We start from the raw sequence: 15,227 nt of genomic DNA, 5'->3' as shown, positions 1-15,227 counted from the left end.
ATGCTGGCCAATGTACCCGCCGGCGGCAGAAGCAAGCGCCGGCGAGTGGCCCGGCCGGCTTCAGACGGTGCCGGGGGCAACTGGCGGCGCCTCCCAGTGCACCACCTTGACCTGTGTCAGCTCGTCCAGCAGTTCGGGGCCGTAGCCGAACCCTGATCCGCTCGCCCGGCGCGGCTGGGCGGCTCCGCCTGGCGCGCCACCGAAGACGGCGTTGATCTTGACCGTGCCGACAGGGAGCTCGCGCCAGGCACGCTGCGCGTTGGTCATCGAGCCGGTGAGTACGGAGGCTGCGAGCCCGTACTCGCCGGTGGCCGCGAGCCGCAGCGCTTCGTCGAAACTGTCGACGACCGCTACCGGCGCCACCGGGCCGAACGTCTCCGCTTGCATCACCTCGAGCTCAGGACCACAGTCCGCGAGCACTGTGGCCGGGTAGTGCGCACCAGGGCCGGACGGGAGGTCGCCGCCGGTCAGGGCGGTCGCACCGGAGCTCACCGCGGCCGCGACCTGGCGGTGAACGAGTTCGCGATGCCTGCGGTCCACCAGCGGCGCCAACTGTCGCGAACTGGCCTCAGCCGCCAAAGCATCCAGGAAGCGGTCTGCCAGCGCACGGTGCACGTAGATCCGCTCGACGGCGACGCAGAGCTGGCCCGAGTTCGCGAAGGCGCCGAGTGCCGCCTGGCCGGCTGCCCAGACCGGATCCACGTCCTCGTCCACGATCAACGGGTCGTTTCCGCCGTTCTCCAGCAAGACCTTTGCACCCGTTGCCGCCGCAGCTCTGGCGATCGATCGTCCGGTGGCCGTGCTGCCGACGTGAGCGATCACGTTCGCCTCCGGTCGGCCCGCCAGCTCCGCGCCGACGTCGCCATCACCGAGCAACGTAGTCAGTACGCCGTCCGGCAAGGCCGCCGCCATCAGCTCACCCAGCCGGCGACCTGTGTGGGGACACCGCTCGCTCGGCTTGTGGATCACGACGTTGCCGGTGACCAGGGCTGCTCCGAGCAGACCGCAGGCGACGGCGACCGGGTCGTTCCAGGGAGTCAACGCGACGACGACACCTCTGGGCTCGGGGACCATCAGGTCCGTCGCGTTGGAGTTGCCGAGTAGCGTCCTACCGCGGTGCACCGGCCCGAGTTCGGCGTACTGCTCGAGAGTGCCGACACCAGCCAGTACTCCGCCGCGCGCCTCGTCGAAGGGCTTGCCGGTCTCGGCGCGGTTGAGTTCGGCCAACTCGTCCGCATGTTCCCGGAGCAACCCCGCGGCCGCCCGGACGGCAGCGCCACGGTCGGCCGCCGGCGTACGGGCCCAGTCGGTACTGCGCTGCTGGGCCCGCTCCACTGCACGGTCGATCTCGGTCGGTGTCGCGATCGACACCGCGCCGACCAGGTCGCCGTTCGCCGGGTCGTAGATCTCGATCGTCCGGCCGGTCAGTTCGTCGAGCACGGTCACACCTCCGGTACGCGCGGGGAATCAGCGTCCCCGGTTCCCGTTCGGTCCCGGACCAATCCGGTCGAGGTTCGGCTCGACGGCCCTTGTCTCTCACCCGGGAGAGAATGCTGTTGGCAACCAATTGATTCTTGGCTCGAGGGGTACTGGTGAGCGTCGGCGTGTTCGACACTGGTGAGGTTGACGAATCGCCGAGTCGTTGAGGGGTGTCCATGGGTGAGATCGCGAACTCCGAAGCTGTGGTGATCGGGCGGGCCGATGGCCGGGAGGACGGCGAGGACTGGACCGACGACTACACCGAGTTGCCTGGTGGGGTGGGAATCTCGCTGATTCTGGAGTCGACCAGCAAGGAAGGCGTCGGTCCGCGGTTGCATCTGCATCACTACCCGGAGACCTTCGTGATCCGGCGGGGATCGGCGCTCTTCACGGTGGGGGACAGTCAGTTCGTCGGTAGGGCAGGGCAGATCATCGTGGTGCCGGCTGAGACACCCCACAAGTTCTCCACCGGGCCCGATGGGTACGAGGCGATTCATATTCATGAGAGCTCGAGCTTCGAGACCATTTGGCTGGAGTAGCCGTCGGGGCAGTGGCGGTCAGTCGGCCGGCAGGCTGCGGCTGGCCTATCGTCTGAGGATGGAATGGGCGCGGTCGTCGGTACGCCGGATGGATCCCTGGGTGGTTTCAGGCGTGCTGACGGCCGCGGTGACGTTGATGGTGGGTGGGGTGTCCGCTGTCGTCGGCGAAGATGCCGGTGCGGCCGGCTTGTGGATCGCCCTTGGTCTAGGAGTGGTCGGTCTCGCGCTGTCCACGCGGGCGTCGATCGTGACTGCGGTGGTGGCCGCGCTGCTGGCTGCTCAGACCGTGCGTGATCCGGCTCCGTGGGGGTCGTGGGCGGTCGCTGGCGCGTTGTTGTTCCTGTTCGCATTGCGCCGTCCACGCTTCGACGCGGTCGCCGCCGGGATCGCGTTCGCGGGGGCCGTGATGGCCGCGACGTTCCTCACCGGCCTGGACGGCGGCAACGGCGGCACGTTCGGGTTGATAGCCCTCGCTGTCGCGATGGTCGGGGTGGGGCAGTGGGTGCAGGCTCAGCGGCGGTACGTGATCGCGGAAATCGGGCGGCGTCGGCAGGAGACTGAGCGGCGGCGGGAAGAAGTGGCTCGGCACGTGGCCGAGGAACGACTGCGGATCGCCCGCGAGCTGCACGACAGCGTCGCCCATCACCTCGCGGTGGTCAGCGTCCACACCAACGTCGCGAGAGCGAACCTGCTGCGTTCGCCGCAGGTGGCCGAGCGGGCGCTCGACGACGTTCAGGTCGCGACTCAGTCGGTACTGGAGGAGTTGCAAATCGTTCTCAACGTCCTTCGGGCCTCCGAATCCGAGCTCGTCCCGTCCACTCCGGTCGGTGCCGATCTGGTCGAGGACCTGTTGCTGAGTTTCGAGGGCATCGGGCTGCGAGTCGAGACCAACGGGCTGGAGCAGCTGTCGACGCTGGCGCCAGTCGCGCGCACCGCCGCCCAGCGTCTGCTTCAAGAAGCTCTCACCAATGCGCAGCGGTACGGCGACGGTAGCGCCGAGGTCATCGCCAGTGCTCCCGTCAACGGCTACGTCACCCTGTCGATCCGCAACACCCGGGCGGCGCAGGGGACGGCGACGGCTGGTGGTAGCGGACTCGGACTAGGACTGGTGGGCATGGAGGAACGGGTCCATCTGCTGGGCGGTACATTTCGGGCGGGTCCGGAGGCGGACGGCTTCCTGGTGACCGCCCAACTCCCGGCCACCGCCCCGCGACCCACGAAGGAGCCGCTCGGATGAGCGTCGTACGCGTACTCATCGTCGACGATCAGGCGATGATCCGCTCCGGGATCCGCGCGCTGCTCGAGACGGGCGACGGAGTCGAGGTTGTCGGCGAAGCGGCCGACGGCCAGCGGGGGGTCAGTATGGCGCGAGCGCTGCTGCCCGATGTCATCTTGCTGGATCTGCGGATGCCGGTACTCGACGGTGTGGCCGCGATCGTTCAGTTGCGTGCCGACCCGGCTACTGCCGGGATCGGCATTCTGGTGTTGACCACCTTCGACACCGACCAGAACGTGCTCGCCGCGCTGAAGGCCGGGGCCAACGGGTTCCTCGGGAAGTCCGCGGATCACGAGGAACTGTTGCAGGCGGTCACTCGGGTCGCGGCGGGAGACGCGTCGCTGTCCGCCGTTGCGACCAACACCGTCGTCGGGCATCTGGCTCGTACTGCGCTCAAACCGCAGGTGCACGAGCAGGCGTCACCGGAGGATCTTCGCAAGGTCGCATCGCTGACGTCGCGCGAGCGCGAGGTGGTGACTCTGGTTGCCCGCGGACTGAGCAACGACGCCATCGCCGAGCATCTGTTCATCTCGCCGATGACGGCGAAGACCCATGTCAACCGGTCGATGAGCAAGCTGCAGGTCTCGGACCGGTCCCAACTCGTCGTCGCGGCGCTGCGGGCCGGCCTGCTCGACCAGCACTGACCGAGCACCGCAGCACTGCTCAGCGGCCCAGAAATACCGCGCTCGCGGTACGCCGCTACCGCCGCTGGACGACGCCCGGCGAGCACCGCGAGGCCGAAGGTAAGGCATCGAGCCGCATCAGCGGCCTTCGTACGGCCTTCGTCCAGGAGTTCCCATGTCTCGATTCTTGTCCAGGGTCGGTGCCTTCAGCGCCGGTCACCGTCTCGTGGTCGCCGGTGCCTGGATCGTGGTGACCGCGGTCTTCGCGGTGCTGACGATCACCGGCGCGAAGTTCTCCGATGCGCCGTTCAGCATCGGCGGCGCCGAGTCCACCACGGCGCTGGCCACCATGGAAAAGGAGTTCCCGGCCGCAGCGGGTCCGGCGTCCGGCGAGCTGATGCTGGTCGTCGAGGCGCCGGACGGTACGTCGCTGGCCGACCCCGGAGTGAAGAAGCTGGTCACCGACCTGGTGTCGCGCGCCGGCGACGTACCGGGGGTGCTGTCCGCCTCGGACCCGTACGACGAGCGCCGTCCGTTCGTGTCGGAGGACGGCTCGGTGGCCGTCGCCACCCTCGCCGTCGAGCTGGAGGCCGAGCAGGCGACGGTCGAGAAGGACCTTCGCAAGGCCGCGGCGAACCTGGCCGGAGCGGGATACACGATCGAACTGGGTGGCTCACTCGAGGACGGTGCGCCCGAGATCGCCAGCATCACCGAAGCGGTCGGGGTCGTGGTCGCGTTCGTCGTCCTGCTGCTGACCTTCGGCTCGCTGGCCGCGGCCGGCGCGAACCTGCTGACCGCCCTGTCCGGGGTCGTGGTCGGCATGATCGGCGTCCTCGCCTGGTCGTCGGTCGGTGACGGCATCCAGTCCACGACCCTGATCCTCGGGCTGATGCTGGGACTCGCGGTCGGCATCGACTACGCGCTCCTGATCCTGTCGCGGTTCCGCGACGAGCTCCGTCGGGGAGCCGGTATCGACGCTGCCGTGGCCAGAGCCTCCGGTACTGCGGGCACCTCCGTGCTGGTGGCGGGAACCACCGTGGTGATTGCCTTGGCGGGACTGGCGATCGTGAAGATCTCGTTCATCACCGAGATGGGCCTGGGTGCGGCCTTCGCTGTGATCGTGGCCGTGGTCGCTTCTCTCACCGTCGTGCCGGCCGTGCTGAAAACCCTTGGCTACAAGGCGTTGCCGCGCAGAGAACGCCCGGTCGCCGGCGAGGAGAAGGTGGTAGTAGACGAGAGGACCAGCAAAACGGAGCCCCGTTTCGGCATCCTGCGTCGCTGGGCCTTGCTGGTGGTCGATCGGCCTGTCCTCAGCATGCTGATCGCCACGGTCGCCATCGGCGCGCTCGCAGTACCGGCGCTCTCGCTGGAGACCGAGCTCGATCCTCCGGGGGGCGCCGACCCGGCCAGCTCCCAGCGCGCGGCGTACCAGATCGTGAGCGACGCTTTCGGTGCCGGCGAACAGAATCCGCTGATCGTCCTGTTCGAAGGCTCGGAGGCGGCCGCAACCGCGACAGCGACCGCCGAGGAGGTCGCGGCGCTCCCGGGAGTCGTCGACGTCAGTCCGGCTCAGCCGGCCGAAAGCGGAGCAGTCGCCTTCCTGGCGGTCACTCCCGAGTACGGTCCCGCCGACGCGCGGACCGGCGAGCTGGTGAACTCGTTGCGCACGGCAATGGCCGACACGCAGGGAGCGAAGGTCTCGGTCACCGGTCAGACAGCCGTCGACGTGGATGTCGACTCGCGGCTTTCGTCGGGTCTCGTCACCTACCTGATCTGCGTGGCGGGATTCTCGCTGCTCCTGCTGATGCTCGTCTTCCGGTCGATCGCGGTACCGGTGCTGGCGACGGCCGGGTTCCTGCTGTCCCTTGCCGCAGGCATCGGAGTGACGGTCGCGGTCTTCCAGTGGGGTTGGGCCGGTGGCCTCGTCGGTCTGGACGAAGCAAGGCCGCTGGCAAGTCTGATGCCGCTCATCGTGGTCGGTGTGCTGTTCGGACTGGCGATGGACTACCAGGTGTTCCTGGTCTCCCGGATCCACGAGGCGCATCGGCAGGGCCTGCACACCCGGGCCGCCGTACTGCGGGGCTTCGGTCAAGCGTCGCCGATCGTGGTCGCGGCAGCCGCCATCATGGCGTCGGTGTTCGCAGGCTTCGCCTTCAGTGGTGGTGACGCCATGGTCGCGTCGGTCGGGCTGGCCCTGACCGTAGGCGTCCTGGTGGACGCACTCCTGGTCCGCATGGTGCTGGTACCGGCCGCTCTGCAACTCCTGGGCGAAGTCAGTTGGTGGCTGCCGCGCTGGCTGGACCGGCTCCTTCCGACCGTGGACACCGAGGGCGCGACCTTGCAAGACCCCGATCTCAGCGACGCGCGGATCTTTTGACGGGGTGCGCACAGTTGGGCACGCTGTGTGCGGGACGCCCGGGATCCGCACCGCCCAGCCGGATCGGGGTGTGACGTCGGAGGTGCCTGTGACGGTTCTTCGTTCGGTCCGAGTTTTCACTGCCGCGGTACTCGCAGGAGTCTGCGCGATCGGCACGGTGCAGGCGCAGGCCGGCTCCGCGGCGGAGCCGGCCGGCGGCGCGGTGGTCATCGTGAGCGTGCCCAACGGGCGCGTGGTCGACCTGGACGGTGGTGGCGCGACCGATGGGCGGGAGATCCAGGAATGGCCCGGGAACGGATCGGTCGCTCAGCAGTGGCAGGTGGTGCGTGAAGGTGAGCACCACAAGGTCAAGCTGGTCGGCAATCAGGCCTGGTGCGTAGGGCGGGACCAGGCGCGAGTGGTGCTCAGAAGTTGCTCGAACATCCTGGCCGAGTGGGACTTCGAGGATCTCGGTGGCCGGTTCAGGATCAGGGAACCCGGAGGTGGGTACCTCCAGGTCGTGGCCACGAGCCCGTCGAACGGGCGAGGACTGGTCATCGGCCAAGGCTCCGGAGTCGCGGCCGAGTGGCTGGTCCACACCGCCGAGGTACCGCGCCGGCCGATGCCTGCGGATCCCCGGCTCGACCAGGTCACGTTCCTGACGTCGCACAACGCGATGGCCAACACCGACGAGGGATTCTGGGGACGCTTCCCGAATCAGTCCTACCGGCTGAAGGATCAGCTCACCCAGGGCGTTCGCGGGCTGCAGCTCGACGCCCATGTCTATCAGGGTGACGTCCGGATGTGTCACGGGAGTTGCTGGGGCAACGAGCGGACCCTGACGGCCGGTCTGCAGGACGTGGTCGACTTCCTGAACGCCGATCGCGGCGCGGTGGTCACCCTGTTCATCGAGGACTACACCAGTATCGAGGAGCTGCGAGCAGCCGTTGCCCGGGTCAACGGGTTCGCCGACCGCGTCTTCAACCCGGCACAGGCCGGCGTACGGCAGAACGGGTGGCCGAGGATCTCCGAGCTGGTGGCTCAGAACAGAAGACTGCTGGTCTTCTCGCAGCGCTCCGGCCGCGACGCGTACGGCGTGATGTTCGACCGCGACTGGACCGCGGAGAACTACTGGTCCCTCGGCTCCGGCGGCGGCGACATCCAGTGCTACAGCCGCTGGGACGAGGTGCCGCTGGCCAAGGAGGAGCCCGGCTTCCGTCGGCTGCACTCGATGAACCACTACCGCGACATCCCCTCCGAGGGGGCCGCCGGTGCCGACAACGGCAGCAAGCTCGCCGACCGCGTCCGCCGGGTCTGCGGTCCTGTCGCGGGTCGCAAGCCGAACTACGTCGCCCTCGACTTCTACCAGAAGCCCGAAGGAGGCGCGGTCCGCAACCTGATAGCCGATCTCAATGCCTATTGGTGATCCATCGCGGACGCCATACGTCCGGATAGCTGGGTACCGTGCCGAACATGGCTATCGCACGGTTTCCGAGCTTCGTTCTCGACTGCCCCGACCCTGCCGCCCTGGCAAAGTTCTACGGCGTCCTGCTGGGGTGGGAGGTGAAGGCCTCCGCCGAGTGGGGAGAGGTGCGCGGCGACGGGCAGTGCATCTGCTTCCAGCCGGTGGAGAATTACCGACCACCCGTCTGGCCGGGCCAGGACGTGCCGCAACAGGTCCACCTCGATGTGATGGTCGAAGACCTCGACGCGGGTGAAGCGGCCGTCCTGGACCTCGGCGCGACCAAACACGACCACCAACCCGGGGACAAGTTCCGCGTCTTCCTCGACCCCGCGGGCCACCCCTTCTGCCTCTGCGTCGACTAAGGCGTATCGCCCTAGCCCGCCAGCACGCGGGTTTCGGCGGCCGGGAGGGTGGACCACCAGCGGCCGTAGCGGGTGTAGACGCCGGGGTCGCGGTCGGCGAGGAAGGCGAGCAGACTCGCGGCTTCGGTTTCGAGGGCCTTCCAGACTGTGCGAGGCAAGGGGCGGAAGGCCGTGGCTTCGATGCCCTCGGCAACAGGACGCCAGACGCCGGCGACGTGGCCGTCGATCAGCAGGGTCGGCAGCACGTCGCCGTTGGTGCGGGTGACGACGGTCTTGTACTCCGCGGGGACGATGCGGGTCCGGTCGTCGTAGGCGAGCAGCGTGCTGTCCCACATCGGCATCAACCGTGGGGGAGCAGGGGTGTCTGCCGACGGCAGTGGCGCGTCCGGTACGTCGTACAGGTCCTTGCCGTCGGGTCCCTCGAAGATCAGCAGCCTCGATCGCAACGCCTCGACAGCGGCGCGCGTGCGGGTCCGTTGAACTGAGGTGAACTGGGCGATGTCGGCGATCGACGCGGGACCGAAACCGGTCAGGTAGCGCCAGACCAGAGTCTCCAGCGCGGCATCGGACTGCTCGACCGAGTACGGCGCCGCGTCCGTGGCGACGTACGCCGGGCGCTGACCGAACGACCACGGTCCACCGGTCGGGACGTGCAGCATCGGGACGAAGCAGCGCAGGCACCACCACACGTCCTTGCCGACGACTCCGGGATGCGAACTGAGCCAGTCCTCGATCTCCGTGTTGCCGCGGGGTTCCGCCAGGAAGTCCTGCAGCCGCGGGACCAGCTTGTGCACTTCCTCGGGCGGCAGCCCGCCAGAGCGCGCCTGAGTCAGCCGCGACCGCATCGTCGGCTGCATCGCGAGGTGCCACGGCGCGTGGTCGTCGACATGCACCGCGTGCAGCGTCAGCCGTAGCAGCGTCCCCTTCACCACCTGCCCGGCCGCGAACGCCGCATCCAGCTCACCTGGATCGAAGGACACCAGCCGGTTCCACAGCGCAAGGTACGGCGAGGCCGGGTGCTGCGCCTGGATCGCGACGATCCGGAGGGTGCCCTCGACGGCGTCCAGCGCCTCCCGCTCCAGCAGAAACTGCCGGGCCAGCGTGGCCCGGTTGAGCTCGCCCGCGCTGATTTTCATCCTGCCCCTCAAACCTGCGGAAGGTCTGCCGCGAGGGTGAGCAACCGATCCAGTACGACGCCGCCCGACACCCGGACACCATCGTGTTCCCACTCGTTGGTGACCCAGGTCTTGAGATTGCCGACCCGAGCCGCCGTCTCCAGCGACAACCCGGCATCGACGTACATGTCGTCATGCCAGACAGCAGCCGCCACCGGTACGCGGTTGGCCTCCAGCCGCGCTACGTCGTACAGGGGAGTCCAGTCGGTCGCCGAAGCCAGCAGTTCGGCCGCCTCCTTGAACGGCTGGAGCAGCGCCATCTCGTCGAGCATCCAGGGGTAGATCATCTCGCCGGTCAGCAGCACCGGCGACGCCTCCCGGTCGAAGGACGACGGCCGCAGCCGGGAGGCGGCCCAGCGTGTCGGTCGCGTGTCCTGCGCGTAGATCGACTCGTGCAGCACGACGAAGATCGGGCTCAGGCCCATCGAGGTCTGGTTCATCACGCCATAGAGGAACTTGGCCGCCAGTACGTCGCCGTCCCACGCCTCGTCGAGCAGCCAGTGCAGGGTCTCGGCATAGTCGCCCATCCCGAGGCCGAAGCCGAGTGTCTGGAAGCGCCGGACAGTCAGTCGGTCACCATCCGGCAGCCGTACGTCGTGGGCGCGCAGGTGGTCGACGATCCGGTCCACCCGGTCGACGTCCTCGGGATAGCGCTGGTAGAACGCCTCCACCTTGCCGCGCACCCGTGGATAGGTGCGGCTGTAGACCTCGTCGGCCGTCGTGTCGAGGCCGGGCAGGCCGCCGGTGATCAGGCAGGTGCGCAAACCCTCCGGCGCCAGCGACAGGTAGGTCAGCGTGATGAAACCGCCGTAGCTCGTGCCGAGGGTCGTCCACGGCTTCCCCGGACTGAGCTGCGCCCGGATGAGTTCCAGGTCTCGCACGATGGAGTCGGCGCGGAAGTGTCGCAGGTACGCCGCGAGCTCGGCGGGCGCGAGCTTGGACGCAGTACGGGCCGTCACCGGAGTACTGCGCCCTGTGCCGCGCTGGTCGAGCAGCAGCACCCGGTAGTCCTGAGTGGCGCGGCCGATCCAGCCACTGGCCGCCATGGGCCGAGGCGCGCCGGAACCCGGGCCGCCTTGCAGGTACACCAGCCACGGCAGATCAGCGTCGACCTTGGCCGAGGCAACGGCCTCACGAGCCAGAACCTCGATGGTCGGCCCGCCCGGCTGCGAGTGATCGAGCGGCACGGTGAACACGTGATCGGTGACGACAAGTCCTGGGAGTCTTGGCACCTGCACATTCTCCACCCGTCGAGGGCTACCGTAGACGGGTGCGAGTAGCGACTTGCTATCTGCACCCGTAAGATGGGTCATCCGGCCACGTTTCCGCAGGTAGTGAGCACATATTTGCTCTCGCCCTCTCGCTGAATATCTGGCATGGCGTTCCGAGTGCAGATATTGAGGTGGCGACCGTGGGTGCATCCGAGTTGGTCGATTCGTGGGAGCTGTCACTACGTGCCGAGCGCAAGAGCCCGGCGACCGTGTCGAACTACCTGACCGGCGTACGGCTGTACTTCGAGTGGTGCAAGGCCAACGACCAGGCCGACGAGATCAGCCGCCGAGCTGCTCAGCTCTGGATCATCGACCTACTCGAAGACGGGGCCGAGGCGTCGACCGCCCGAGCCCGGTTGCTCGCAGTGCGGCTCTACTCGACGTGGCTCGCCGAGGAGGAACCCGCGGCGCACCCGGTCGACGTACTGCTCGGCCTGCGGTCCCCGAAGATCGACGTCAAGGTCGTCGAGCCCCTCACCGTCGACGAGCTACAGGGCATGCTGAAGACCTGCGACCGGCGCACCTTCACCGGCGTACGGGATGACGCGCTGATCAGGTTCATGACCGAGACGGGGGCTCGTGCCGGCGAGGTCGTCGCCCTGGGCGTCGAGGACATCAACGTCAAGGCCGGTACCGCAGTCGTCCGCCGAGGCAAGGGCGGCAAGGGTCGCATTGTTGCCTTCGGTCCGAAGACCGCTCAGGCACTGGACCGGTACCTCCGACTGCGCAGGCAGCACAAGCACGCCGGGAGCGCCCGTCTGTGGCTCGGGCAGCAAGGTCCGGGCTTCGGGTACCGGGCCCTTCACAAGACGCTAGGGGCCCGCGCTGAGGCCGCGGGAGTGGTGAAGTTCCACCCTCACCAACTGCGGAACACCTGGGCGATGCGGTGGCTGGAGGCGGGCGGCAGCGAGGGCGGGGCGATGGCTGTCGGTGGCTGGTCGAGTCGTTCGATGCTCGACCGCTACACCCGCGCGACTGCGTCGGTCCGGGCGGCTGCTGAGGCGCAGAAGCTCGACCTCGGCGACATCTAAGAACGCGCGTTGCCCTGGGCAACGGATGCCCGAATCCCTTGCAGGGAAGGAGACCGTACCCATTTGGGTACGGGTCCAACATGCGGATCAAGGTTGCTGAAGTGCCGGGAGGCCGTGCAGCATGGCGCTACAACAACCGAATAGCGAAGGCCCGGGGCGGGTCGTCGAGTAGGTGTTACAGCACCTGCAAGGCGAGCTGTTCCGCTCCGGGCCTGAGCTGACCTGCGAGAGGTCTATCAATCATGAACGACGCTACCCGAACGGGTACGGACGGTGCAAGTGATCTGCCCGTCGACACCATCCTTCGCCTTGCTGCACAGGCGAACGCTCACAAGTCCTGGGCTGCGACCCCGGACCGCCTGGCCCGGACGGCACCGGGCCGCCGTGCCGCTGACGCCCGGTTCCTGGCACAGGCTGACGGCGACCCGGTACGTGCCGAATCCCTACGCAAGGCGTTCTATGCCGACCTGACCGCGAAGTCGATCCGAGCTCGCCGCGCCAAGGCCGGTCAGCGCGCCGGGGCGGACGCGTGATGACGGCGATCTGGTTCGACCCCGTCGTCGAGCAGCTCGACGAAAAGGCCCGTCGCCGCTTCTGGTCGAAGGTGAGTCCTCCCGACGCGAACGGCTGCCGGTTCTGGACCGGCAGTCTCAGCACAGGTGGGTACGGACAGTTCTGGCTGGGCCCGCGGTGGCCGGTCGGTCAGTTCTACCCGGCTCACCGGATGATGCTGCTCATCGCGACCGAGGGCGCACCGGCCCCGGACATGCTCGCCTGCCATCGCTGCCCGGCACGCCGGCGCGACTGCGTGTGGCACGTCAGGTGGGGGACGGTGCGCGAGAACCGGCGCGACCGACTGCGCGACGGAACCTACGGATGGAAGCTCACCCCTGAGCAGGTCTGCGAGATCGTCGCGCACCTGTGCGAACGCAAGCTGTCGCGCAAGGAGATCGCGGCCCGGTACGGCGTGCACCGAAGCCGCATCGGCCACATCGCTCAGGGTCGGGCCTGGGGCATCTTGTTCGAGGATCGTCCGGACGCCTGACATGGGCGCTCAATTGGTCGGCCTCGTCGTCGTGAAGTGGGCGCACCTGCCGGCCAAGCCATACAAGATCCTCACCCGGATGGCCCTAACCGCTCGCGACGAGGAGGGCGGCCCCGACAAGCCCGCTGCGACCTTCTGGGCCGGGTGGGAGGTCCTGGCCCTCGCGATCGGCCGCGAGCTGCCAGACCCCCACGACGAGGGCGGCGAGGCAGCCAAAAGGCGGAAGACCATCCGAGATGAGGTCGTCCGGGTGACCACGTCCCTGCAAGACGCGGGCGCGATCAAAAGCGTTGTGGATAACCCCGGATCGGGTTGGCGGCAGGTGTGGAAGGTGACGCCGTGACTGCGTACGAATCGTGCAGCCAGCCGCGTACGAATCGTACGCACGACGCGCACGATTCGTACGCAGGACGCGTACGAATCGTCAGGCCCTAGGAACCAATGAGGATTTATAGGAACCAGAGATAGGACAACCACTGATCGCGGCGGCCAACCACAGGGGTGCGATTCACCCCTGTGGATAACGAAACCGAGTCAATCAATCTGCATCGCAATGGAGGCATCTCGTGACCAGGACCAAGCTCAACCGCCGAACTGCGTTCCGCATCGTCTACAAGACCGGGTACGCCGCCGGCCTCGCCCATCAGCACGCCCGCACCATCGGGCCCGTCGGCCGCGGCATGCTCGCCCACGGGATCTGGGTCCTGTTCGCGCTGCTCGTCGTGCGCCTGGTCGCCGGAACCAGCGGATGAGCAACAGTTGGGGCGGACGCAAGGTAGGCAAAGCACGGGCCCACGTCGTGCAGCAGCTACCCGCGCCCTGCGGCCGGTGCGGCAAGCCCGTCACCCGCGAAGACCGGTGGGTCGTCGGCCACACCAAGTCAAGAGCACTACACCCCGAGCTGACCTGGGACCCCAACAACTGGCGACCCGAGCACCGAGCATGCAGCGACAAAACCGGACAAGCCGCAGTCATCGAGAAAGCACGAGCAGAAGGCGCAGCAGCCGCGACAGGGGCCAATTTTCCCGGTGGGGCCACCTCCAGGCAGCCTCCGCCTCTTCCTTTCTCTCTCCCCGCGCCTGCGCCGGCCCAGAACCGCTCGCCTGAACCCCGTCACGGCCTGCTGTGGGACCCGGAGGCCCTGGGGGTGCATGAGTGGCTTCGGCCGTTCCTGGAGGTTCCTGAGGACGCGGCCCCGCCTTTGGCGATGACGCCTCCGCTGCCGGATGCGGTCGGGTCGTACGGTGCCGAGGCGATCGAGTGGATAGAGGCAGCCGAGAAGAAGCGGCTGCGATGGTGGCAGCGGCTCGCGATCACCCGCCAGCTCGAGCATCGGGAGGACGGTTCGCTGTGTTGGCGGACGATCGTCGAGTCTTGCCCGCGTCGCGCCGGCAAGTCGGTGCGAATCAGGGGCCTCGCACTGTGGCGGATGGCTCACGCGGACCTGATCGGCGAGGTGCAGACGGTCGTCCACTGCGGGAACGACCTACCGATCTGTAGGGAGATCCAGCGGGGCGCGTGGCGGTGGGCCGAGGCGCAAGGGTGGGTGGTGACGAGAAGCAACGGCAAGGAGGCGCTGGAGGACCCCGACGGCAGCCGGTGGCTGGTCCGGTCGCAGGACGGCGTCTACGGGTGGGATGCCGGCCTCGCGGTCGTCGACGAGGCGTGGGACGTGAAGCCCGACACGGTCAGCGAGGGTCTGGAGCCCGCGATGCTGGAGCGTCTCTGGGCACAGTTGCACCTGACCTCGACTGCTCACCGCCGGGCAACCTCGCTGATGCGGTCGAGGATCGCTGACGCCCTGGCGGTCGACGACGGGGAAACCCTGCTGCTGCTGTGGGGTGCTCGGGCCGACGACGACCCCGGTGACCCCGCAGTGTGGCGAGCCGCGTCGCCGCACTGGTCGCAGGACCGCGCCCGGATGATCGCCGCGAAGTACGCCAAGGCGCTGGTGGGCGAAGCCGATCCGGAGGCCGACGACCTCGACCCGATGGCCGGGTTCACAGCGCAGTATCTGAACATGTGGCGGCTCACCCCCGCGGCGAGGGAACGCGGCCACGCGTTCATGACTGACCACGCCTGGGGCGACCTGGTCGACGAGGTGCCGGCCGGGCCGCCGTACGCCGCGGCTATCGAGTCGTGGTTCGCCGAGGGCGTGTCGGTCGCACTGGCATGGCGGGTCGGTACGCGGGCCGTGGTAGCAGTCGGCAACTATCCGGATCTCGCAGCCGCGGCGTCGGCCGTGAAGGTGTCGCAGTTCCGGCGGATAGTCACTGTCGGGGCTTCGCTGGTCGAGGACCCTGCCTTGCGGGGTCTGCGGTGCCGCGCCGGTCAGGGGCGGGCAGGTGTCTCGGTGCAGGAGCTACAGCGGCTGATCGGGGAGGACGCGGTCCGGCATGACGGCGGCGAACACCTCTCAGGTCAGGTGCTGGCGGCCCGGACGTTACCGGGGGCCGACGGACCGCGCATGACGTCGGCCGGGCGTGCTGACGCGATCAAGGCCGCGCAGTGGGCGGTCTCCGACTGCCGGAAGAAGTCGGTCGGTCGACCACGGATCGTCGTAGCCGTCTAGGTCCATACCCGATTGGGTATAGTGGCGTCAAGA

15 protein-coding genes are annotated in these 15,227 nt (G+C 68.2%); 12 read left to right on the top strand and 3 right to left on the bottom strand.

Annotated features, from left to right (window positions below; genetic code table 11):
- Nucleotides 1-60: 60 nt before the first annotated feature.
- Nucleotides 61-1,440, bottom strand: a complete 1,380-nt coding sequence (locus OX958_RS23580; RefSeq protein WP_270131443.1) for an aldehyde dehydrogenase family protein — start codon at nt 1,438-1,440, stop codon at nt 61-63.
- 215 nt (nt 1,441-1,655) lie between these two features.
- On the opposite strand from OX958_RS23580, the gene OX958_RS23575 reads away from it, so the two are divergent.
- From OX958_RS23575 to OX958_RS23550, 6 genes are all read left to right on the top strand, one after another.
- On the top strand, nt 1,656-2,018 hold the full coding sequence (locus tag OX958_RS23575) for a cupin domain-containing protein (RefSeq protein ID WP_270131441.1): 363 nt from the start codon (nt 1,656-1,658) through the stop codon (nt 2,016-2,018).
- 58 nt (nt 2,019-2,076) lie between these two features.
- The gene (locus OX958_RS23570) at nt 2,077-3,255 is read left to right on the top strand and encodes a sensor histidine kinase (RefSeq protein ID WP_270131439.1); all 1,179 of its coding nucleotides are present in this window, start codon (nt 2,077-2,079) and stop codon (nt 3,253-3,255) included.
- Nucleotides 3,252-3,938, top strand: a complete 687-nt coding sequence (locus OX958_RS23565) for a response regulator (protein ID WP_270131437.1) — start codon at nt 3,252-3,254, stop codon at nt 3,936-3,938. Before OX958_RS23570 ends, OX958_RS23565 begins: the two co-directional genes overlap by 4 nt.
- 154 nt (nt 3,939-4,092) lie before the next feature.
- Nucleotides 4,093-6,294, top strand: coding sequence for an MMPL family transporter (locus OX958_RS23560; protein ID WP_270131435.1), 2,202 nt, complete (start codon nt 4,093-4,095; stop codon nt 6,292-6,294).
- A gap of 88 nt (nt 6,295-6,382) precedes the next feature.
- Nucleotides 6,383-7,699, top strand: a complete 1,317-nt coding sequence (locus tag OX958_RS23555) for an RICIN domain-containing protein (RefSeq protein ID WP_270131434.1) — start codon at nt 6,383-6,385, stop codon at nt 7,697-7,699.
- A 47-nt stretch (nt 7,700-7,746) separates the two neighbouring features.
- Nucleotides 7,747-8,100: a VOC family protein gene (locus OX958_RS23550; RefSeq protein WP_270131432.1), complete on the top strand. Its 354-nt coding sequence runs from the start codon at nt 7,747-7,749 to the stop codon at nt 8,098-8,100.
- Nucleotides 8,101-8,111: 11 nt separating this feature from the next.
- Here the strand turns inward: OX958_RS23550 and OX958_RS23545 are convergent, their stop codons facing one another.
- A complete protein-coding gene (locus OX958_RS23545; protein ID WP_270131430.1) occupies nt 8,112-9,236 on the bottom strand; it encodes a winged helix DNA-binding domain-containing protein in 1,125 nt (374 codons plus the stop codon).
- 8 nt (nt 9,237-9,244) lie between these two features.
- A complete protein-coding gene (locus OX958_RS23540; protein ID WP_270131428.1) occupies nt 9,245-10,507 on the bottom strand; it encodes an alpha/beta fold hydrolase in 1,263 nt (420 codons plus the stop codon).
- Nucleotides 10,508-10,686: 179 nt separating this feature from the next.
- Between OX958_RS23540 and OX958_RS23535 the strand changes: the two genes are divergently transcribed.
- The 6 genes from OX958_RS23535 (at nt 10,687) to OX958_RS23510 (ending at nt 15,194) form a co-directional block, all read left to right on the top strand.
- A complete protein-coding gene (locus OX958_RS23535) occupies nt 10,687-11,577 on the top strand; it encodes a tyrosine-type recombinase/integrase (protein ID WP_270131427.1) in 891 nt (296 codons plus the stop codon).
- A gap of 242 nt (nt 11,578-11,819) precedes the next feature.
- Nucleotides 11,820-12,110: a hypothetical protein gene (locus OX958_RS23530; protein ID WP_270131426.1), complete on the top strand. Its 291-nt coding sequence runs from the start codon at nt 11,820-11,822 to the stop codon at nt 12,108-12,110.
- Nucleotides 12,110-12,622, top strand: coding sequence for a hypothetical protein (locus OX958_RS23525; RefSeq protein WP_270131425.1), 513 nt, complete (start codon nt 12,110-12,112; stop codon nt 12,620-12,622). Before OX958_RS23530 ends, OX958_RS23525 begins: the two co-directional genes overlap by 1 nt.
- A gap of 1 nt (nt 12,623) precedes the next feature.
- Complete coding sequence (locus OX958_RS23520) at nt 12,624-12,965, top strand: hypothetical protein (RefSeq protein ID WP_270131423.1); 342 nt, start codon at nt 12,624-12,626, stop codon at nt 12,963-12,965.
- 223 nt (nt 12,966-13,188) lie between these two features.
- Nucleotides 13,189-13,374, top strand: coding sequence for a hypothetical protein (locus OX958_RS23515; protein ID WP_270131421.1), 186 nt, complete (start codon nt 13,189-13,191; stop codon nt 13,372-13,374).
- Between the two features lie 455 nt (nt 13,375-13,829).
- Nucleotides 13,830-15,194 (top strand): HNH endonuclease, encoded by a 1,365-nt coding sequence (locus OX958_RS23510; protein WP_270131419.1) that lies wholly within the window; start codon nt 13,830-13,832, stop codon nt 15,192-15,194.
- Nucleotides 15,195-15,227: the final 33 nt, after the last annotated feature.

Source organism: Kribbella sp. CA-293567, from assembly GCF_027627575.1.
Taxonomy (GTDB): Bacteria; Actinomycetota; Actinomycetes; order Propionibacteriales; family Kribbellaceae; genus Kribbella.
This window is presented reverse-complemented; position numbering and strand designations above follow the sequence as displayed.

What these genes read in the sequence shown, in the direction of transcription:
- OX958_RS23575 (WP_270131441.1), top strand. Translation starts at nt 1,656, where the DNA reads ATGGGTGAGATCGCGAACTCCGAAGCTGTGGTGATCGGGCGGGCCGAT.
- OX958_RS23570 (WP_270131439.1), top strand. Translation starts at nt 2,077, where the DNA reads ATGGAATGGGCGCGGTCGTCGGTACGCCGGATGGATCCCTGGGTGGTT.
- OX958_RS23565 (WP_270131437.1), top strand. Translation starts at nt 3,252, where the DNA reads ATGAGCGTCGTACGCGTACTCATCGTCGACGATCAGGCGATGATCCGC.
- OX958_RS23560 (WP_270131435.1), top strand. Translation starts at nt 4,093, where the DNA reads ATGTCTCGATTCTTGTCCAGGGTCGGTGCCTTCAGCGCCGGTCACCGT.
- OX958_RS23550 (WP_270131432.1), top strand. Translation starts at nt 7,747, where the DNA reads ATGGCTATCGCACGGTTTCCGAGCTTCGTTCTCGACTGCCCCGACCCT.
- OX958_RS23545 (WP_270131430.1), bottom strand. Translation starts at nt 9,236, where the DNA reads ATGAAAATCAGCGCGGGCGAGCTCAACCGGGCCACGCTGGCCCGGCAG.
- OX958_RS23530 (WP_270131426.1), top strand. Translation starts at nt 11,820, where the DNA reads ATGAACGACGCTACCCGAACGGGTACGGACGGTGCAAGTGATCTGCCC.
- OX958_RS23525 (WP_270131425.1), top strand. Translation starts at nt 12,110, where the DNA reads ATGACGGCGATCTGGTTCGACCCCGTCGTCGAGCAGCTCGACGAAAAG.
- OX958_RS23520 (WP_270131423.1), top strand. Translation starts at nt 12,624, where the DNA reads ATGGGCGCTCAATTGGTCGGCCTCGTCGTCGTGAAGTGGGCGCACCTG.
- OX958_RS23510 (WP_270131419.1), top strand. Translation starts at nt 13,830, where the DNA reads ATGACGCCTCCGCTGCCGGATGCGGTCGGGTCGTACGGTGCCGAGGCG.